18 protein-coding genes are annotated in these 17,092 nt (G+C 45.2%); 17 read left to right on the top strand and 1 reads right to left on the bottom strand.

What is annotated here, in order from left to right; genetic code table 11:
- The first annotated feature begins 87 nt into the window (after positions 1-87).
- The 11 genes from ACW5MY_RS10665 to fni all read left to right on the top strand — a co-directional run bounded on the left by ACW5MY_RS10665 (position 88) and on the right by fni (position 10,484).
- A complete protein-coding gene (locus ACW5MY_RS10665; RefSeq protein WP_013352706.1) occupies positions 88-672 on the top strand; it encodes a genetic competence negative regulator in 585 nt (194 codons plus the stop codon).
- A gap of 161 nt (positions 673-833) precedes the next feature.
- The gene (gene gudB, locus ACW5MY_RS10660; protein WP_013352705.1) at positions 834-2,108 is read left to right on the top strand and encodes an NAD-specific glutamate dehydrogenase; all 1,275 of its coding nucleotides are present in this window, start codon (positions 834-836) and stop codon (positions 2,106-2,108) included.
- A gap of 105 nt (positions 2,109-2,213) precedes the next feature.
- A complete protein-coding gene (locus tag ACW5MY_RS10655; protein WP_193350359.1) occupies positions 2,214-3,197 on the top strand; it encodes a YpdA family putative bacillithiol disulfide reductase in 984 nt (327 codons plus the stop codon).
- 95 nt (positions 3,198-3,292) lie between these two features.
- Positions 3,293-3,949: a glutamic-type intramembrane protease PrsW gene (prsW, locus tag ACW5MY_RS10650; protein WP_014470043.1), complete on the top strand. Its 657-nt coding sequence runs from the start codon at positions 3,293-3,295 to the stop codon at positions 3,947-3,949.
- Between the two features lie 130 nt (positions 3,950-4,079).
- Positions 4,080-4,949 (top strand): spore cortex-lytic enzyme, encoded by an 870-nt coding sequence (gene sleB, locus ACW5MY_RS10645; RefSeq protein WP_289393695.1) that lies wholly within the window; start codon positions 4,080-4,082, stop codon positions 4,947-4,949.
- A gap of 24 nt (positions 4,950-4,973) precedes the next feature.
- Positions 4,974-6,323, top strand: coding sequence for a germination protein YpeB (gene ypeB, locus ACW5MY_RS10640; RefSeq protein WP_193350358.1), 1,350 nt, complete (start codon positions 4,974-4,976; stop codon positions 6,321-6,323).
- Between the two features lie 87 nt (positions 6,324-6,410).
- Positions 6,411-7,067 carry a flagellar brake protein gene (locus ACW5MY_RS10635; protein WP_193350357.1) on the top strand — a complete coding sequence of 219 codons (657 nt, stop codon included), beginning with the start codon at positions 6,411-6,413 and terminating at the stop codon, positions 7,065-7,067.
- Between the two features lie 46 nt (positions 7,068-7,113).
- Complete coding sequence (locus ACW5MY_RS10630; protein WP_013352699.1) at positions 7,114-7,290, top strand: YpfB family protein; 177 nt, start codon at positions 7,114-7,116, stop codon at positions 7,288-7,290.
- 79 nt (positions 7,291-7,369) lie between these two features.
- On the top strand, positions 7,370-8,044 hold the full coding sequence (cmk, locus tag ACW5MY_RS10625) for a (d)CMP kinase (RefSeq protein ID WP_013352698.1): 675 nt from the start codon (positions 7,370-7,372) through the stop codon (positions 8,042-8,044).
- Positions 8,045-8,271: 227 nt separating this feature from the next.
- Positions 8,272-9,420 carry a 30S ribosomal protein S1 gene (rpsA, locus tag ACW5MY_RS10620; RefSeq protein ID WP_013352697.1) on the top strand — a complete coding sequence of 383 codons (1,149 nt, stop codon included), beginning with the start codon at positions 8,272-8,274 and terminating at the stop codon, positions 9,418-9,420.
- A gap of 14 nt (positions 9,421-9,434) precedes the next feature.
- A complete protein-coding gene (gene fni, locus ACW5MY_RS10615; RefSeq protein WP_013352696.1) occupies positions 9,435-10,484 on the top strand; it encodes a type 2 isopentenyl-diphosphate Delta-isomerase in 1,050 nt (349 codons plus the stop codon).
- Between the two features lie 33 nt (positions 10,485-10,517).
- On the opposite strand, the gene ACW5MY_RS10610 is transcribed toward fni, so the two are convergent.
- Positions 10,518-10,649, bottom strand: coding sequence for a YpzI family protein (locus tag ACW5MY_RS10610; RefSeq protein WP_013352695.1), 132 nt, complete (start codon positions 10,647-10,649; stop codon positions 10,518-10,520).
- A gap of 75 nt (positions 10,650-10,724) precedes the next feature.
- Between ACW5MY_RS10610 and ACW5MY_RS10605 the strand changes: the two genes are divergently transcribed.
- The 6 genes from ACW5MY_RS10605 (at position 10,725) to spoIVA (ending at position 16,826) form a co-directional block, all read left to right on the top strand.
- Positions 10,725-11,327, top strand: coding sequence for a YphA family membrane protein (locus tag ACW5MY_RS10605; protein ID WP_013352694.1), 603 nt, complete (start codon positions 10,725-10,727; stop codon positions 11,325-11,327).
- Positions 11,328-11,518: 191 nt separating this feature from the next.
- Entirely contained in the window at positions 11,519-12,829 is a 1,311-nt protein-coding gene (gene der / locus ACW5MY_RS10600; RefSeq protein WP_013352693.1) for a ribosome biogenesis GTPase Der, read from the top strand.
- A 17-nt stretch (positions 12,830-12,846) separates the two neighbouring features.
- Positions 12,847-13,884, top strand: coding sequence for an NAD(P)H-dependent glycerol-3-phosphate dehydrogenase (locus tag ACW5MY_RS10595; protein WP_013352692.1), 1,038 nt, complete (start codon positions 12,847-12,849; stop codon positions 13,882-13,884).
- Between the two features lie 318 nt (positions 13,885-14,202).
- Entirely contained in the window at positions 14,203-14,406 is a 204-nt protein-coding gene (locus tag ACW5MY_RS10590; RefSeq protein WP_014470045.1) for a DUF2768 domain-containing protein, read from the top strand.
- Between the two features lie 21 nt (positions 14,407-14,427).
- Entirely contained in the window at positions 14,428-15,162 is a 735-nt protein-coding gene (locus ACW5MY_RS10585) for a hypothetical protein (RefSeq protein WP_013352690.1), read from the top strand.
- 185 nt (positions 15,163-15,347) lie between these two features.
- Positions 15,348-16,826, top strand: a complete 1,479-nt coding sequence (gene spoIVA / locus ACW5MY_RS10580) for a stage IV sporulation protein A (protein WP_003153438.1) — start codon at positions 15,348-15,350, stop codon at positions 16,824-16,826.
- Positions 16,827-17,092: the final 266 nt, after the last annotated feature.

The following is a 17,092-nucleotide window of genomic DNA, read 5'->3' as shown; positions in this document are numbered from 1 at the left end:
ACTGATAACAAATTAAGAACCTATGACTCATTTATTCATATACTGTGTTATATGATTTGTGTGCAAGAAGAGGCAGGAGGGAACATTATGCGGCTTGAGCGTCTGAACTATAATAAGATTAAAATCTTTTTAACCCTCGACGATCTGACTGATCGGGGACTGACAAAAGAAGACCTCTGGAAGGACTCGTTTAAAGTCCACCAGTTATTTAAAGATATGATGAATGAAGCAAATACAGAGCTCGGCTTTGAAGCGAATGGTCCGATCGCGGTGGAAGTATATTCTCTTCAGGCACAAGGCATGGTTGTGATTGTAACGAAAAATCATGACGCGGACGCAGAAGACGACGAATATGACGACGATTATATCGAGATGCAGGTCAAACTTGACGAAAGCCCGGATATTATTTATCAGTTCCATTCGTTTGAAGATATCATTCAGCTTGCCGGGAGCCTTCATCGCATCGGGATTACCGGCGGAACCGTCTACCACTATGAGGACCAGTACTATGTAAGTCTTGAAGACCTCGGCTCCCGTTCTGCAGAAGGCGTTGTCGCGGTGCTGGCCGAATACGGGCACCCTGCGACGATTACGATTTACAGGCTCCATGAGTACGGAAAACTCATCATGGACGGCAATGCTGTGGAGACCATCGAGAGACATTTTTCATAAAAAAAGAAACGAAACGGCAGCTGTTTTCAGCGGCCGTCTTTTTTTAAGCGAAATAATGGAAAAATCATTGTCTTTCTTCTATGCACGGAGATATTGAAGGTGTATACTAGTCACTGAAAGGGAGCATGAGAGAAACAGAAGATTTTAGGAGGTTAACTCAAATGGAAGCCGATCGATTCACCGGTCATAATGAAGAAGACAAACATGATGTATTAAAATCAACCCAAACCGTAATACATAAAGCTCTGGAAAAATTGGGGTATCCAGAAGAAGTGTATGAACTGCTGAAAGAGCCGCTCAGATTATTAACGGTTAAAATTCCGGTTCGGATGGATGACGGGTCTGTGAAAATATTTACAGGCTATCGTGCGCAGCACAATGATTCCGTAGGTCCGACAAAAGGCGGTATTCGTTTTCACCCGAATGTAACTGAAAAAGAGGTGAAAGCACTTTCTATCTGGATGAGTTTAAAATGCGGAATTATTGATCTTCCTTATGGCGGTGGTAAAGGCGGAATTGTTTGTGATCCGAGAAATATGTCATTCAGAGAGCTTGAAAGACTGAGCAGAGGATACGTCAGAGCAATCAGTCAGATTGTCGGACCGACTAAAGATGTCCCGGCGCCTGACGTATTTACAAACTCGCAGATTATGGCTTGGATGATGGATGAATATTCAAGAATTGATGAATTTAACTCACCCGGCTTTATTACGGGAAAACCGCTTGTACTGGGCGGATCCCACGGCAGGGAATCAGCTACAGCAAAAGGCGTCACCATCTGCATAAAAGAAGCGGCCAAGAAAAAAGGTCTTGATATTCAGAACGCGCGCGTCGTCGTACAAGGTTTCGGAAACGCGGGCAGCTATCTGGCTAAGTTTATGCATGACGCCGGCGCGAAAGTTGTCGGAATTTCTGACGCGTACGGAGGTCTTTACGATCCGGACGGTCTTGATATTGATTATCTGCTTGACCGCAGAGACAGCTTTGGAACAGTGACGAAGCTTTTCAATGACACCATTACGAATCAGGAGCTGCTTGAGCTTGACTGTGATATACTTGTCCCGGCAGCGATAGAAAACCAAATTACAGATGAAAACGCTGACCGCATTAAAGCGAAAATCGTGGTAGAGGCGGCAAACGGACCGACGACACTGGAAGGAACGAAAATCCTGACAGATAAAGGAACGCTGCTTGTTCCCGATGTTTTGGCGAGCGCCGGCGGTGTAACGGTTTCTTATTTCGAATGGGTTCAAAATAACCAGGGCTTCTACTGGAGTGAAGAAGAAGTCGAAGAAAAACTGGAAAATATGATGGTAAAATCGTTTAATAATATTTATGAAATGTCCCAAAACCGCCGGATTGACATGAGGCTTGCGGCTTACATGGTCGGCGTGCGGAAAATGGCGGAGGCTTCGCGCTTCAGAGGCTGGATATAAACCAATCGTTTGCATAAACAAAAAAAATCTCCTATGATGATATAGGAGATTTTTTATATGAGTGGAAACTTATGATGGAAATGCCAATCGCAGGAGTTGAAGGACATGACAGAAGAAAAAGCAATTATAATAGGCGGAGGTCCTTGCGGATTATCGGCGGCTATACATCTGAAGCAAATTGGCGTGAACGCCCTTGTGATCGAAAAAGGAAATGTCGTAAACAGCATTTATAACTATCCGACACACCAAACGTTTTTCAGTTCAAGTGAAAAATTAGAAATCGGCGATGTCGCCTTTATTACGGAAAACAGAAAACCGGTCAGAATTCAGGCTCTCTCGTACTACAGAGAGGTTGTCAGAAGAAAAGAGCTGCGCGTAAACGCCTTTGAAACGGTGGAGCGCGTGACAAAACAGGAAGACGGCCGTTTTCTTGTAGAAACGTCAAAAGACCGCTATCTTACTCCGTATTGTATTATTGCGACAGGATATTATGATCATCCGAATTATATGAACATACCGGGTGAAGAGCTTCCTAAGGTGTTTCATTACTTTAAAGAAGGCCATCCTTATTTTGATAAAGATGTTGCCGTAATCGGCGGGAAAAATTCAAGTGTGGACGCGGCTTTGGAACTGGTGAAGTCCGGCGCGCGCGTCACGGTGCTTTACAGAGGGAATGAATACTCCCCGAGCATCAAGCCGTGGATTCTGCCCGAGTTTGAGGCCCTCGTCAGAAACGGCACGATCCGGATGGAATTCGGCGCTTGTCTTGAAGAAGTGACGGAAGATGAGATCATTTTCCGCTCAGGCCGAGATGAGACGGTCAGGCTGAAAAACGATTTTGTATTTGCCATGACGGGATATCATCCGGATCACGGTTTTCTCGAAAAAATCGGTGTCCAGATTGATGCAGAATCAGGCAGGCCGTTTTTCCGGGAAGAAACGATGGAAACAAATGTTGACGGTGTTTTTATTGCCGGAGTCATTGCGGCAGGAAATAACGCCAATGAAATTTTTATCGAAAACGGCCGTTTTCACGGCGGCTTGATCGCAAAAGAAATTTCAAAACGGCTGGGTGCAGAGAGCATATGATCATTCATATGCTCTTTTTTTAGAAATTGAAAGATGTAAAAATATGAACAACATGGTACGATAGATATAGGAATATAAAGGAAAGAGGTTGCCTGATGTTTGCAATCATCTCTGCAGGAATCGCTCCCGGCATTGCGCTGTTAAGCTATTTTTATTTAAAAGATCAGTATGACAATGAACCCGTACATATGGTGCTGAGGTCTTTTTTTCTCGGAGTTGTACTTGTGTTTCCGACCATGTTTATCCAATATGTTCTTGAAAAAGAGCATGTAGGGGGAGGAAGCTTTTTCGTTTCCTTTTTGTCTTCGGGTTTTTTGGAAGAATCGGTGAAATGGTTTGTTCTGATGATCAGTGTGTACCCGCATGCTCATTTTGATGAGCATTATGACGGAATCGTTTACGGGGCCAGTGTGTCGTTAGGCTTTGCCACGCTTGAAAATATTCTCTATTTATTCGGCCACGGTGTTGAGCATGCTTTCATCCGGGCTCTTCTGCCGGTCTCCTGCCACGCGCTGATCGGGGTGATTATGGGCTTTTATCTCGGAAAAGCCCGCTTTTCACAGAAAAAAGCCCGCGTCAAGTGGCTTGTGATTTCGCTGATCGTGCCTTCATGTCTGCACGGTTCTTACGATTTTATTCTGACCGCCCTCAATCATTGGGTATATTATATGCTGCCGTTTATGCTGTTTTTATGGTGGTTCGGACTGCGGAAGGCAAAAAAAGCACGTTCCGTCAATATGATTCAAGTGTGAAGAAACTGCGCATCGCGTGCGGTTTCTTTTTTTATGCCTTAGCGGGGGATAAGAGGAAACGGTGTATAAAAATAACCGCGTGACAGACAATACGGGTACAGTTTAAATTTTGCTGAGGAGGCTTGAAAAGATGAAGTGCAAAGGAGCGTTTATGGCATGTCTCATTCTATTTTCTTTCGCTGCCGCTTTCTTCGAACATGAAACGGCCCATGCGTTTTCAAATCAAGTGATTCAAAGAGGCGCGACTGGTGATGATGTTATAGAATTGCAGGCACGTCTTCAATATAACGGATTTTATAACGGGAAAATCGACGGTGTTTACGGGTGGACCACATACTGGGCCGTACGAAATTTTCAGGAGAAATTCGGCATGAAGGCGGTTGACGGTCTAGTCGGTGCAAAAACCAAACAGGTGCTGATTTCAAAATCAAAATATTACCGCGAATATGTAATGGAGCAGATTCAAAAAGGGAATACGTTCACCCATTACGGCAACGTCCCTTTAAAAAACCAGACGAAACCGTCAGCTGGCGCACAGAAGCCGGCGGCGGGAACGAATAAGCCTGCTCAAAAACCGCAAAACAATACAGGCGGTCAGTCAGAACAAAAGCAAAACACGACAGCGGCTAATATGCCGGGCGGTTTCTCAAACAACGATATCAATCTTCTGGCGCAGGCTGTGTACGGGGAAGCCCGCGGTGAGCCGTTTGAAGGACAGGTTGCCATCGCCGCGGTTATTTTAAACCGTATTAAAAGCCCGTTATTTCCGAATACGGTGGCCGGCGTCATTTTCGAACCGTTCGCTTTTACCGCCGTTGCGGACGGGCAAATATATATGCAGCCGAATGAAAGAGCAAAAGAAGCGGTTCTTGATGCGATTAACGGCTGGGACCCTTCTGAAAACGCGCTTTATTATTTTAATCCTGATACGGCGACAAGCAAATGGATTTGGGGACGGCCGCAGATTAAAAGAATCGGAAAACACATTTTCTGTGAGTAAAAGTACGAAAAATGAGGTGTTAACATGATTAGAGGAATTATTATCGCTGTTCTCGGTGTAGTGATCGCCGCAACCGGATACTGGGGTTATAAAGAGCATCAGGAAAAGGATGCGGTCCTTCTGCACGCGGAAAATAATTATCAGAGGGCTTTTCATGAACTGACTTACCATGTTGATCAGCTTCACGACAAAATCGGGACGACGCTTGCCATGAACAGTAAAAAATCTCTGTCTCCGGCGCTCATTGATGTATGGAGAATAACATCTGAAGCTCATAACAATGTGAGCCAGCTGCCGCTGACACTTATGCCTTTTAATAAGACGGAGGAGTTTTTATCCAATATAGGAGATTTCAGCTATAAAACATCCGTCAGGGATTTAGATCAAAAACCGCTTGATAAGAAAGAATATACGACATTGAACAGCCTGTATAAACAGGCGGAGAACATTCAAAACCAGCTCCGCAGCGTTCAGCATCTTGTCATGAGCAAAAATTTACGGTGGATGGATGTTGAAATGGCGCTCGCTTCTGACAAAAAACAAAGTGATAACACGATCGTCAACAGCTTTAAAACAGTCGAAAAAAACGTAGGCGCTTTTTCTGAAGACAACACTAGCCCCACGTTTACGGCAACAAATACAGAACGAAAAGGTTTTACACATTTGAAAGGCAAACAAATTACAGAAAAAGAAGCGGTAAAAATCGCGGAACGGTTTGCGCCTGATCATAATTATTCCATTAAAGTGGTCAAGAGCGGCCGGAAGACGAATCGGGATGTGTACAGCATCCGCATGAATGATGCCGATCACAAATCGTTGATCTATATGGATATTACCCAAAAAGGCGGACATCCGGTATATTTAATTCAAAAGCGGGCCGTGAGGAAACAAAAGATCAGCCTTAATGAAGCATCTAACCGGGCCGTCGCGTTTTTAAAGAAAAACGGTTATGAAACAAAAGGCCTCGAAATTGATGAAAGCGCGCAATATAATAACATCGGCGTCTTCTCTTTTATTCCCGTTGAGAAAAACGTCCGCATATATCCGGAAGCCATCCGAATGAAAGTGGCGCTGGATGACGGTGAAGTCGTCGGTTTTTCCGCGCGTGATTACCTGGCCGCGCATCACACGAGAACGATTCCGACTCCGGCTTTATCGGCTGATGAAGCAAAAGCGAAGCTGAATAAAAATGTTGAAGTGCGGGAGACGCGGCAGGCACTGATCACGAATGAACTCGGTCAGGAAGTGCTTTGCTACGAAATACTCGGGACCATCGGGAAAGACACGTATCAAATGTTCATAAATGCGGACGATGGAAAAGAGGAAAAAATAGAAAAATTAAAAAGTGCAGAACCTATATATAAAGACCTATAAAAATAAAGGAGGAAAGGACTAAAAGTCTTTTCCTTTTTTTCATTACATGCTTTAATAAAAGCATAAATAATGAAAGAGTGAAGGCCCATGATAGCTGTCGGAGATTATATTTGGATTGAATACATAGAGAACAATGAGCCAAAAAAAGCGAGGAGCAAGGCTGTCAGCGTTGAAAACGGCGAACTGCACATCTCATATCCCGTCGATCTGGATTCGGGACGGACGGTCTTTTTGCACAAAGGGCTGGAGATAACAGCGGAATTTATGGGGAATGGCCAAGTGCCGTATCAATTTAAAAGCATAATCAAAGGAAAGAAAAAAGATCCTATCCCGATGATCGGATTGGATATCCCTCCTAAAAAGGAAATGAAGCGGATTCAAAGACGCCGGTACGTCCGTGCAGACGCTGTATTGAATGTATCCGTCAAAATAGAAGCGAAAAAAACCGCCTTTCAAACGGTTTCCTCTAATATCAGCGCCGGCGGAATCGCAGTTGTGGTGCCTGAGCATATTTCCGTGGAACCGGGTGAAAAGCTGTATGTCTCATTCTCTCTTCCGGGTAAGGAGAATACAGACGATATATCAGCTGAAGCGGTTACCCAGCGGTTTTTTTATGATGAAAAGGCGGATAAACAAAAAATGACGCTTGAATTTACAGAAATCGATGCCGGATCGCAGCAGCAATTACTCCAATACTGTATGCGCGCGCAGCTGCAGCAGAGAAGAAACAGTCGGCCGGAATAAACAGCAGCGTACTTTTCCATACTAATCCTAATGGAGGTGCGCGTGTATGAAAACGTTTGAACGTCTGCTGGTCAAATTGGTCTGCATTCAGCTCGTGATTTTGGGCGCGGTACAATTTTTGCTTCATTATCAGCCTATTGAACCTTATATTTCGAAAGCCGTAAAATATGAGGGAGTTGATAAAATGGATAAAAAAGAATGGATTGAAACGGTAAAGCGGTAAGTCAGCTCAATTTTTTTCGCCCTTTTTCGGGCAGTTCATGATACAATCCATAGAGGAGTAAAGAGCAAGGAGAGAGATTATGGACAAGAAATTATCAATTGCGATCGACGGTCCGGCGGCTGCCGGAAAAAGCACCGTTGCTAAAATAGTAGCTGAGAAGAAATCATATGTGTACATTGATACAGGAGCGATGTATCGTGCCATTACATATACGGCGCTCAGGCAAAATGCCGAATTAACGGATGAAGCCGCGCTCACAGAGCTGTTAAAGCATACGAAGATTGAGCTTGTATCCGCTCCGGAAGGACAAATCGTTCTGGTAAACGGAGAAGATGTGACAGAAGAAATCAGAAAAGACGAAGTCAGCAACCAAGTATCCATCGCCGCCAAGCATAAAGGCGTCAGAGAAGAAATGGTGAAAAGACAGCAGCAGCTCGGAGAAAAAGGCGGCGTCGTCATGGACGGCCGTGATATTGGTACTCACGTGCTGCCTGATGCGGAAGTGAAAATTTTCCTGCTGGCGTCCGTAGAGGAAAGAGCGAAGCGCCGGTTTGAGGAGAATAAGAAAAAAGGCTATGACGTGAATTACGAAACGCTCATTGAAGAAATTGCAAGACGCGACAAACTCGATTCAGAAAGGGAATTTTCCCCGCTGCGCAAAGCGGAGGACGCGATTGAAATCGATACGACGTCACTCAGCATTGCCGAAGTCGCAGGAAAAATTCTGGAGATCGTTGAACAGAAATCACGTTAACTTGGCCGGAGCGCATTTTAAATTTTTTTCATAAGAACAAGATGTTATTGCTTGACAAACCAGTCCTTTTATTAGAAGTTAATACTAATAAAACTTTTTATTGATCATTCAAAATATTTTTGGATGATTCTTTAATACATATTCGGCTGAAAAGCGGACATTCACATGTTCAGCTTTCAAACCGTTTTAATTAAGCTGTGTAGGTTTGGACCAAGGAGGTTATTCAAATGACAGAGGAAATGAATCAAATTGATGTTCAAGTGCCAGAGGTTGGAGATGTAGTAAAAGGGATTGTGACAAAGGTAGAGGACAAGCATGTAGATGTCGAAATTATCAATGTCAAACAGTCCGGAATCATTCCAATCAGTGAATTATCAAGTCTTCATGTAGAGAAAGCATCGGATGTCGTAAATGTTGACGACGAGCTTGACCTGAAAGTAACAAAAGTGGAAGACGATGCTTTGATTTTATCTAAACGTGCCGTTGATGCTGACCGCGCTTGGGAAGACCTTGAAAAAAAATTCGAAACAAAAGAAGTGTTTGAAGCTGAAGTGAAAGATGTGGTGAAAGGCGGTCTCGTCGTTGATATCGGCGTTCGCGGCTTCATTCCCGCATCACTTGTCGAAGCTCATTTCGTCGAGGATTTCACTGACTATAAAGGGAAAACCCTCTCTCTTATCGTCGTTGAACTTGACCGTGATAAAAACCGGGTGATTCTGTCACACCGTGCTGTAGTGGAAAAAGAACAGACTGCCAAAAAACATGATTTTCTCCAAACGCTTGAGGTTGGAAGCGTTCTTGAAGGAAAAGTACAGCGCCTGACTGATTTCGGCGCATTTGTCGACATCGGCGGAATTGACGGACTCGTTCATATTTCGCAGCTGTCTCATTCACACGTCGAAAAACCGTCAGACGTGGTGGAAGAAGGTCAGGACGTAAAAGTGAAAGTATTGTCCGTAGACCGTGATAACGAGCGTATTTCTTTATCTATTAAAGAAACGCTGCCGGGACCTTGGAGCCAGATCGGCGAAAAGGTAAAGCAGGGAGATGTGCTTGAAGGAAAAGTGCAGCGCCTTGTAAGCTTCGGCGCCTTCGTTGAAATTCTTCCGGGCGTGGAAGGTCTTGTGCACATTTCACAAATCTCCAATAAACATATCGGAACGCCGCATGAAGTGCTGGAAGAAGGACAGACTGTTAAAGTGAAAGTCCTTGACGTGAACGAAAGCGAAGAACGCATCTCCTTAAGCATGCGTGAGCTTGAGGAAGCGCCGAAAGCCGATCAGGAGGACTTCCGTCAATACCAGGCGAAAGAAGAGCCGAGCACCGGCTTCCAGCTTGGCGATTTAATCGGGGACAAGCTCAATAAATTAAAATAAATTGGTGATAAAACGTGACACGAGCAGAACGAAAAAGAGAACATATAAATCATGCGCTGTCTACCGGCCAAAACCGGGAAACGGGGCTTGATGATATTACGTTTGTTCATGTCAGCCTGCCAGACCTTGCATTGGAAAAAGTGGATATCTCAACGGAAATCGGCGGACTCACAAGCAGTTCGCCGATTTTTATCAATGCGATGACAGGCGGCGGCGGACAGCTTACATACGAAATTAACAGGTCACTGGCAAGAGCCGCGCGCAAAGCCGGCATGCCGCTTGCTGTCGGTTCGCAAATGTCAGCCTTAAAAGATCCCTCTGAACGGTATTCTTACGAGATCGTCAGAAAAGAGAATCCGAACGGGTTAATATTTGCGAATTTAGGGAGCGAGGCGGACGCCGAGCAGGCGAAAAGGGCGGTTGATATGATTGAGGCGGACGCCCTGCAGATTCATTTAAATGTGATTCAGGAGATCGTCATGCCTGAAGGCGACAGAAGTTTTACGGGCGCTCTCCGCCGTATTGAGCAGATTGTAGATGAAGCGGGAGTGCCCGTTTTCGTTAAAGAAGTCGGCTTCGGCATGAGCAGGGAATCGGCACGGCAGTTATTTGATGCTGGGGCGGCGGCTGTTGATGCCGGCGGGTACGGCGGGACAAATTTTTCTAAAATTGAAAATATGCGCAGAGAGAAGGCGCTTCAATTTTTTAATACGTGGGGAATTTCCACTGCAGCCAGCTTAGCGGAAATCCATTCGCTTTCTGTTGATCAATCAATTATCGCATCCGGAGGGCTGCAAAGTGCGCTTGATGTCGCTAAAACGATTGCCCTCGGCGCTTCTTCTGCGGGAATGGCGGGCATTTTCCTGAAAGCTCTCACCTCAAAAGGAGAAGAGGGTCTGTTTGACGAGATGACGGCGCTGTTGGAAGAGCTGAAAATGATTATGACCGTTCTCGGCTGTCAATCGGTTGCCCAATTGCAAAAGGCGCCTTTGGTCATAAAAGGTGACACACATCACTGGCTTTCTGAACGGGGAATTGACACATCCCGTTTCAGCAGACGTTAAAAGGCATGCGTACCCGCATGCCTTTTTTTCTGTTTACGATTTTCTTTTTCGGAATTCCCCGTTTTGCTCGAGGCTTGTCGCACCTTTATGGTGAATCGATTCATCGCGATCCGATTCCACCCGGCGGGAGGCTTTCAGTTTTTTCTCCTGTCTGTCTTTACCCATCTTCATCTGCTCCTTTCAGCTTTATTGGTTTAAAAAGTACGTTACCGCTCCATACTGGTCAGAGGAGGAGCGATTATGGAACCGTTTTATTATTACTGGTCGATGTGGTTTTTATGGATACTTGCGACTTTTATTTTTGCCAAAACGAAAAGCCGTTTTTACGTATCAGTCTTTATTTTGACTAATATGATGGCAAGCATACATCAGATGACGGCTTATTTTACGCTGAACGCGGCATATGTCATGTTTTTTGCTGCGGCATTTGTTTACGCGGGGAGTCTCGGCATGCATAAACGGCTTCGTTATATTGTGATTCATCTGACGGCTTCGGCAGCGTACGGCTTTATTTTTCTTTTTGCATTATATGACCCTGTTTGGTTTATCATAAAACCTGAGTGGGCGGCGGTCATACTGCTTACCGTGATTACGGTCTCTGTTGAGGGGCGATTTCCTGAAAGGCTTTGTCTTTTTGTTCTCGGCATGTGCCAAGGAGAGCTATTGTATTCGGCGGTCATTCACAAAATTGCGGGTGCGGCAGCCGTCGGCGGCTATCAATGGCTTTCAGGCTGCTCGGCGGGAGTGATCCTGCTGGTCGGGCTGACTACATATGAACAGCTCGCCGCACGCATCAGCCAAAAAAGCAAAAAGCAGGGCAAAGGGGCGACAAAAATGTCTTGAAAACGGACGGAGACTGTTACATGAATGCGAAACATTTTGAAGAATACATTGTGATCTCAGTGAAAACTGATATAATAAATGAGTTAAGCCCTTCTGTTTGAAGGGTTCTTTTCATAGCGAAGATGATTTTTAATAACCGGTTGAACAATTTTTGTGAAAATGTAAGCGGCTGGATTGAAAGGAAGGGTACTATGGGTAAACCTGTCGTAGCCATTGTCGGAAGACCGAATGTGGGAAAATCCACAATCTTTAACCGGATTGCGGGTGAAAGAATTTCAATAGTAGAAGATACCCCCGGAGTGACGCGGGACCGGATATACAGTTCGGCGGAATGGCTGAATTATGATTTTAACCTGATTGACACGGGCGGAATTGATATCGGAGACGAACCGTTTCTGACACAGATCCGCCAGCAGGCTGAAATTGCCATGGACGAGGCTGATGTGATCATCTTTATGGTGAACGGCCGTGAAGGTGTGACGTCTGCGGATGAAGAAGTGGCAAAAATACTGTACCGGACGAAAAAACCGGTCGTATTAGCCGTTAATAAATTAGATAATACCGAAATGAGAGCGAACATCTATGATTTTTATGCGCTCGGCTTTGGAGAGCCGTACCCTATTTCGGGTACTCACGGTTTGGGATTAGGAGATTTGCTCGATGCATGTGCCGAGCATTTTAAAAACATTCCGGAAACAAAGTATAATGATGATGTCGTTCAATTCTGTCTGATCGGCCGCCCGAATGTCGGGAAATCCTCCCTTGTCAATGCGATGCTCGGAGAAGAGCGGGTTATCGTGAGCAACGTGGCGGGTACGACAAGAGACGCTGTGGATACGGCATTCACCTATAACCAGCAGGAATTCGTGATCGTCGACACGGCGGGAATGAGAAAAAAGGGAAAAGTATATGAAACAACAGAAAAATACAGCGTGCTTCGGGCGTTAAAAGCCATTGACCGCTCAGACGTCGTCGGCGTTGTGCTGAATGCAGAAGAAGGCATCCTCGAACAGGACAAGCGGATCGCCGGATACGCCCATGAAGCCGGAAAAGCCGTCGTCATTATCGTAAACAAATGGGATGCCGTTGATAAAGACGAAAGCACGATGAAAGAATTTGAACAGAATATACGCGAGCATTTCCAATTTCTCGATTATGCGCCGGTGCTGTTTATGTCGGCACTGACGACAAAGCGGATTCATACACTCATGCCTGCGATTATTAAAGCGAGTGAAAACCACTCTCTCCGCGTACAGACAAATGTCTTAAATGACGTCATCATGGATGCGGTCGCCATGAATCCGACTCCGACGCACAACGGCTCACGCCTGAAGATTTATTATGCGACTCAAGTCGCTGTTAAGCCACCGAGCTTCGTTGTTTTTGTCAATGATCCGGAACTGATGCATTTTTCTTATGAACGCTTTTTAGAAAACCGAATCCGGGATGCTTTCGGATTTGAAGGTACGCCAATTAAAATATTTGCAAGAGCAAGAAAATAAAAAGGTGTGATACAGAGATGAAAAAAGTGGCAATGCTTGGAGCGGGAAGCTGGGGCACTGCACTTTCTTTAGTGCTGGCTGATAACGGACATCAAGTCATGATGTGGGGACATCGTGCCGAATTGATCGATCAAATCAACGAACTGCATGAAAACAAAGATTATCTGCCCGGGGTGGAGCTATCAAGTTCTATCATCGGAACAGCTGATGTAAGCGAGGCTTTAAATGGAGCTGACTTCATCATTGTGGCGGTTCCGACAAAAGCCATTCGGGAAGTGCTGAAAAAGGCTCTGCCTTACATCCCGAAGAAATCAATTTTTGTTCATGTCAGCAAAGGGATTGAGCCGGATTCGCTTCTCCGCATTTCAGAATTAATGGAGGAGGAGCTGCCTGAGGAGTACAGAAAAGACATCGTCGTGCTTTCAGGACCGAGCCACGCTGAGGAAGTCGGATTAAGACACCCGACGACCGTTACATCATCTTCAAAAAATATCGAGGCTGCAGAAGCGGTTCAGGATTTATTTATGAACCAGCATTTCCGCGTGTATACCAATCCGGATATGATCGGTGTTGAGATAGGGGGAGCGCTAAAGAACATCATCGCTCTGGCAGCGGGAATTACAGACGGATTGGGATACGGAGATAATGCAAAAGCGGCCTTAATCACCCGCGGTCTTGCTGAAATCGCCAGACTCGGAACAAAGATGGGCGGAAATCCTCTTACTTTTTCCGGCCTGACAGGCGTAGGCGATTTAATTGTGACGTGTACAAGCGTTCATTCACGGAACTGGCGCGCCGGCAACCTGCTTGGAAAAGGGTATAAGCTTGAAGAAGTCCTTGACCAGATGGGAATGGTTGTTGAAGGTGTGCGGACGACGAAAGCGGCATATCAGCTGTCTCAAAAATATCAAGTGAAAATGCCGATTACAGAGGCGCTTCACCAAGTGTTATTTAACGGGCAGAAGGTAGAAACGGCCGTAGAATCCTTAATGGCCAGAGTGAAAACCCATGAGATGGAAGACTTGGTCAACACATTCGAAAACCGGGTAAAGTGACAATAACATGCCGTCAGCATATTCTGAAGTGACGAAAGTCCAAAACGCGGAACTCTCCGGCTGAAATCGCTCAAAACATTTGCTGATTTAGGCAGAAGAGGATGCAGACGTACGCATCTACGCATACTATAGCATCGAAGTCCAAGAGAGTGTATCTCAGGCGTATAGGTGAATATAGTCAACTTGACTGAAGCAAAGTCCCCCTCTTTGCTTCAGTTTTTTGTTTTTTTCAATAGATGGAAAACCTGTTGATCTTTTCAACATTTGTATATTAAAATGAAATATAACGCTTACAATGATTGGACGGGGGGCACGGACGTGAGTGTGGCATTGATGAAAATGTGGTTTGCGCTTGGTGCTATGGGATTAATGTTTGTGGCGGTGGCCTCTATTTATGTCAGCAGGTACAAAGTTAAAAACAGGCTGATAAAAGCAGCAGTTTCTTCACTCGCTTATGCCTGTATGGTCATCTCGGGATTGATCGTGTTAATGGTCGTTTTCAGCGGACCTGTCAATGAATAAAGCAAAAAAAGGGGGCGCGGAATGCATAAGTTAAAAATGGCCGTCATAACGGCAATTGCGGTGCTTCTGCTGTCCGGCTGTCTGTATCCTGAAGCGGAAAAAACTGAAAATAAAGTATCTTACAAGCATCAGCTTCAGCAGGTTCAAGCGGCGGTGGATGAATTTAAAAAGGCGAACGGCGGACTTCTGCCGATTCAGACAAAAGATATGAAAACACCGATCTATCAAAAATATCCGATAGATTTTAAGCGGCTCGCGCCCAGATATATAGAGGAGCCGCCGTCCTCTGCTTTTGAAAGCGGAGGAATGTACCAATACGTGCTTGTCGATGTGGAAAATAAGCCGACTGTGAAGCTGATCGATCTCCAAATGGCGGAGGCAATCCGCGACATAAAGCTGCGTGTCAAAATGTATCAGGAAAAGCATACATATCCACCCTATGAGGACGCCGTTTCAAAAGGGCTGTTCACTTTAAATAAAAAAAAGCTCGGCATGAAAGACTCTCCTTCTGTCGAAAGTCCGGTTTCAGGCGCGTCTCTGCCGCTTTTAATCGGAGCTGATGGAGAAATCTATGCCGACTATCGCGTCGATCTCGCCCGCTGTCTGAAAGAAAACAAAAAGAAAATCAAACCGGGCGCGGAAATTCAGGATATTTTATGGGAAGAGACTCCTTTCGTCCCGGCCTTTTCAGTCAAATACACCGTAAATGAAAAACAGGAACCCGTTTTTTTAGAAAGTAAAACGAAACAGGAATGAACCTTTCTCCCGCGCATACAAATAGGGAGAAAGGTTTTTTTGATTCCGATAGAAAAGATTGCCTGAAAATTTTCTAAAGATGTCATATTGAAATGGGACAACGTCATACACATATAGTGTCCTGTATTTGATTGAAGAATGGTGAATGAAAAATGATAAGGATAGGAAGTCCGGGAGGGGATCACTTGGAAAAGGTCGATATTTTCAAGGATATCGCTGAACGAACAGGAGGCGATATATACTTAGGAGTCGTCGGCGCTGTCCGTACAGGGAAATCTACATTCATTAAAAAATTTATGGAGCTCGTGGTGCTCCCGAATATCAGCAATGAAGCCGACCGAGCGCGGGCGCAGGATGAGCTTCCGCAAAGCGCAGCAGGAAAAACGATTATGACCACAGAACCAAAATTTGTGCCGAATCAAGCCATGTCCGTACATGTGGCGGAAGGACTTGATGTCAATATCCGCCTTGTGGATTGTGTGGGATACACTGTTCCCGGGGCGAAGGGATATGAAGATGAAAACGGTCCGAGAATGATCAATACACCATGGTACGAAGAACCGATTCCCTTTCATGAAGCAGCGGAAATCGGTACGAGAAAAGTCATCCAGGAACATTCCACAATCGGGGTCGTCATTACGACAGACGGTTCAATCGGCGATATTGCGCGGGGCGATTACGTAGAAGCGGAAGAAAGAGTCATTGACGAGCTGAAGGAAGTCGGCAAACCGTTTATTATGGTCATCAACTCGGTGAAGCCGTATCACCCGGAAACAGAAGCGCTCAGGGCTGAATTAAGCGCGAAATATGATATTCCTGTCCTCGCCATGAGTGTTGAAAGCATGCGGGAAACAGATGTGTTAAGCGTCCTCAGAGAAGCGCTTTACGAGTTCCCTGTGCTGGAAGTGAATGTCAACCTTCCGAGCTGGGTCATGGTGCTGAAAGAAAATCACTGGCTCAGAGAGAGTTACCAGGAATCAGTGAAAGAAACCGTAAAAGATATCAAACGCCTGCGTGACGTCGACCGGGTTGTCGGCCACTTCAGTGAATTTGAGTTTATTGAAAGCGCAGGCTTGGCCGGAATTGAACTTGGCCAGGGTGTCGCGGAAATTGATTTATACGCGCCGGATCATTTATATGACCAGATTTTAAAAGAAGTGGTCGGCGTCGAGATCCGCGGAAAAGACCATCTGCTTGAATTAATGCAGGACTTCGCCCACGCGAAAAAGGAATATGATCAGGTATCAGACGCGCTGAAAATGGTGAAACAGACCGGCTATGGCATCGCCGCTCCGGCCTTAACGGATATGAGCCTTGATGAACCGGAAATCATCAGACAGGGATCAAGGTTCGGGGTAAGGCTGAAAGCGGTCGCCCCGTCCATTCACATGATCAAAGTGGATGTGGAAAGTGAATTCGCTCCGATCATCGGGACGGAAAAACAAAGTGAAGAGCTTGTCCGCTACTTAATGCAGGACTTTGAGGATGATCCGCTTTCTATCTGGAACTCTGATATTTTCGGAAGATCATTGAGCTCGATTGTGAGAGAAGGAATCTCGGCAAAACTGTCGCTCATGCCTGAAAATGCGAGATATAAACTGAAAGAAACGCTGGAGAGAATTATAAACGAAGGCTCAGGCGGCCTGATCGCAATTATTTTGTAAGCTGAAGGACCTCTTCCTGATACGGGGGGTCTTTTTTTATGTCTATTTAGATACTGGAAATCAATCAAGGATTAGGAGGAAAAAAGCAAAAAAAGGAATATTTGTTCGGGAAAACACGTGAAAACCTTGACGAGCAAGGGATTGGGGCTTTAAAATGCTTGATATGGCTTTTTATATGTGTTACTCTACTTACAGAAAATCTTCACTTTGTTGGACAAACATTCCTCGAAGTGTCTGTTTTCTTATGAAAAGCCGTTTACTTGTCT

Source organism: Bacillus sp. Bwzl_19 (assembly GCF_054900515.1).
This window is presented reverse-complemented; position numbering and strand designations above follow the sequence as displayed.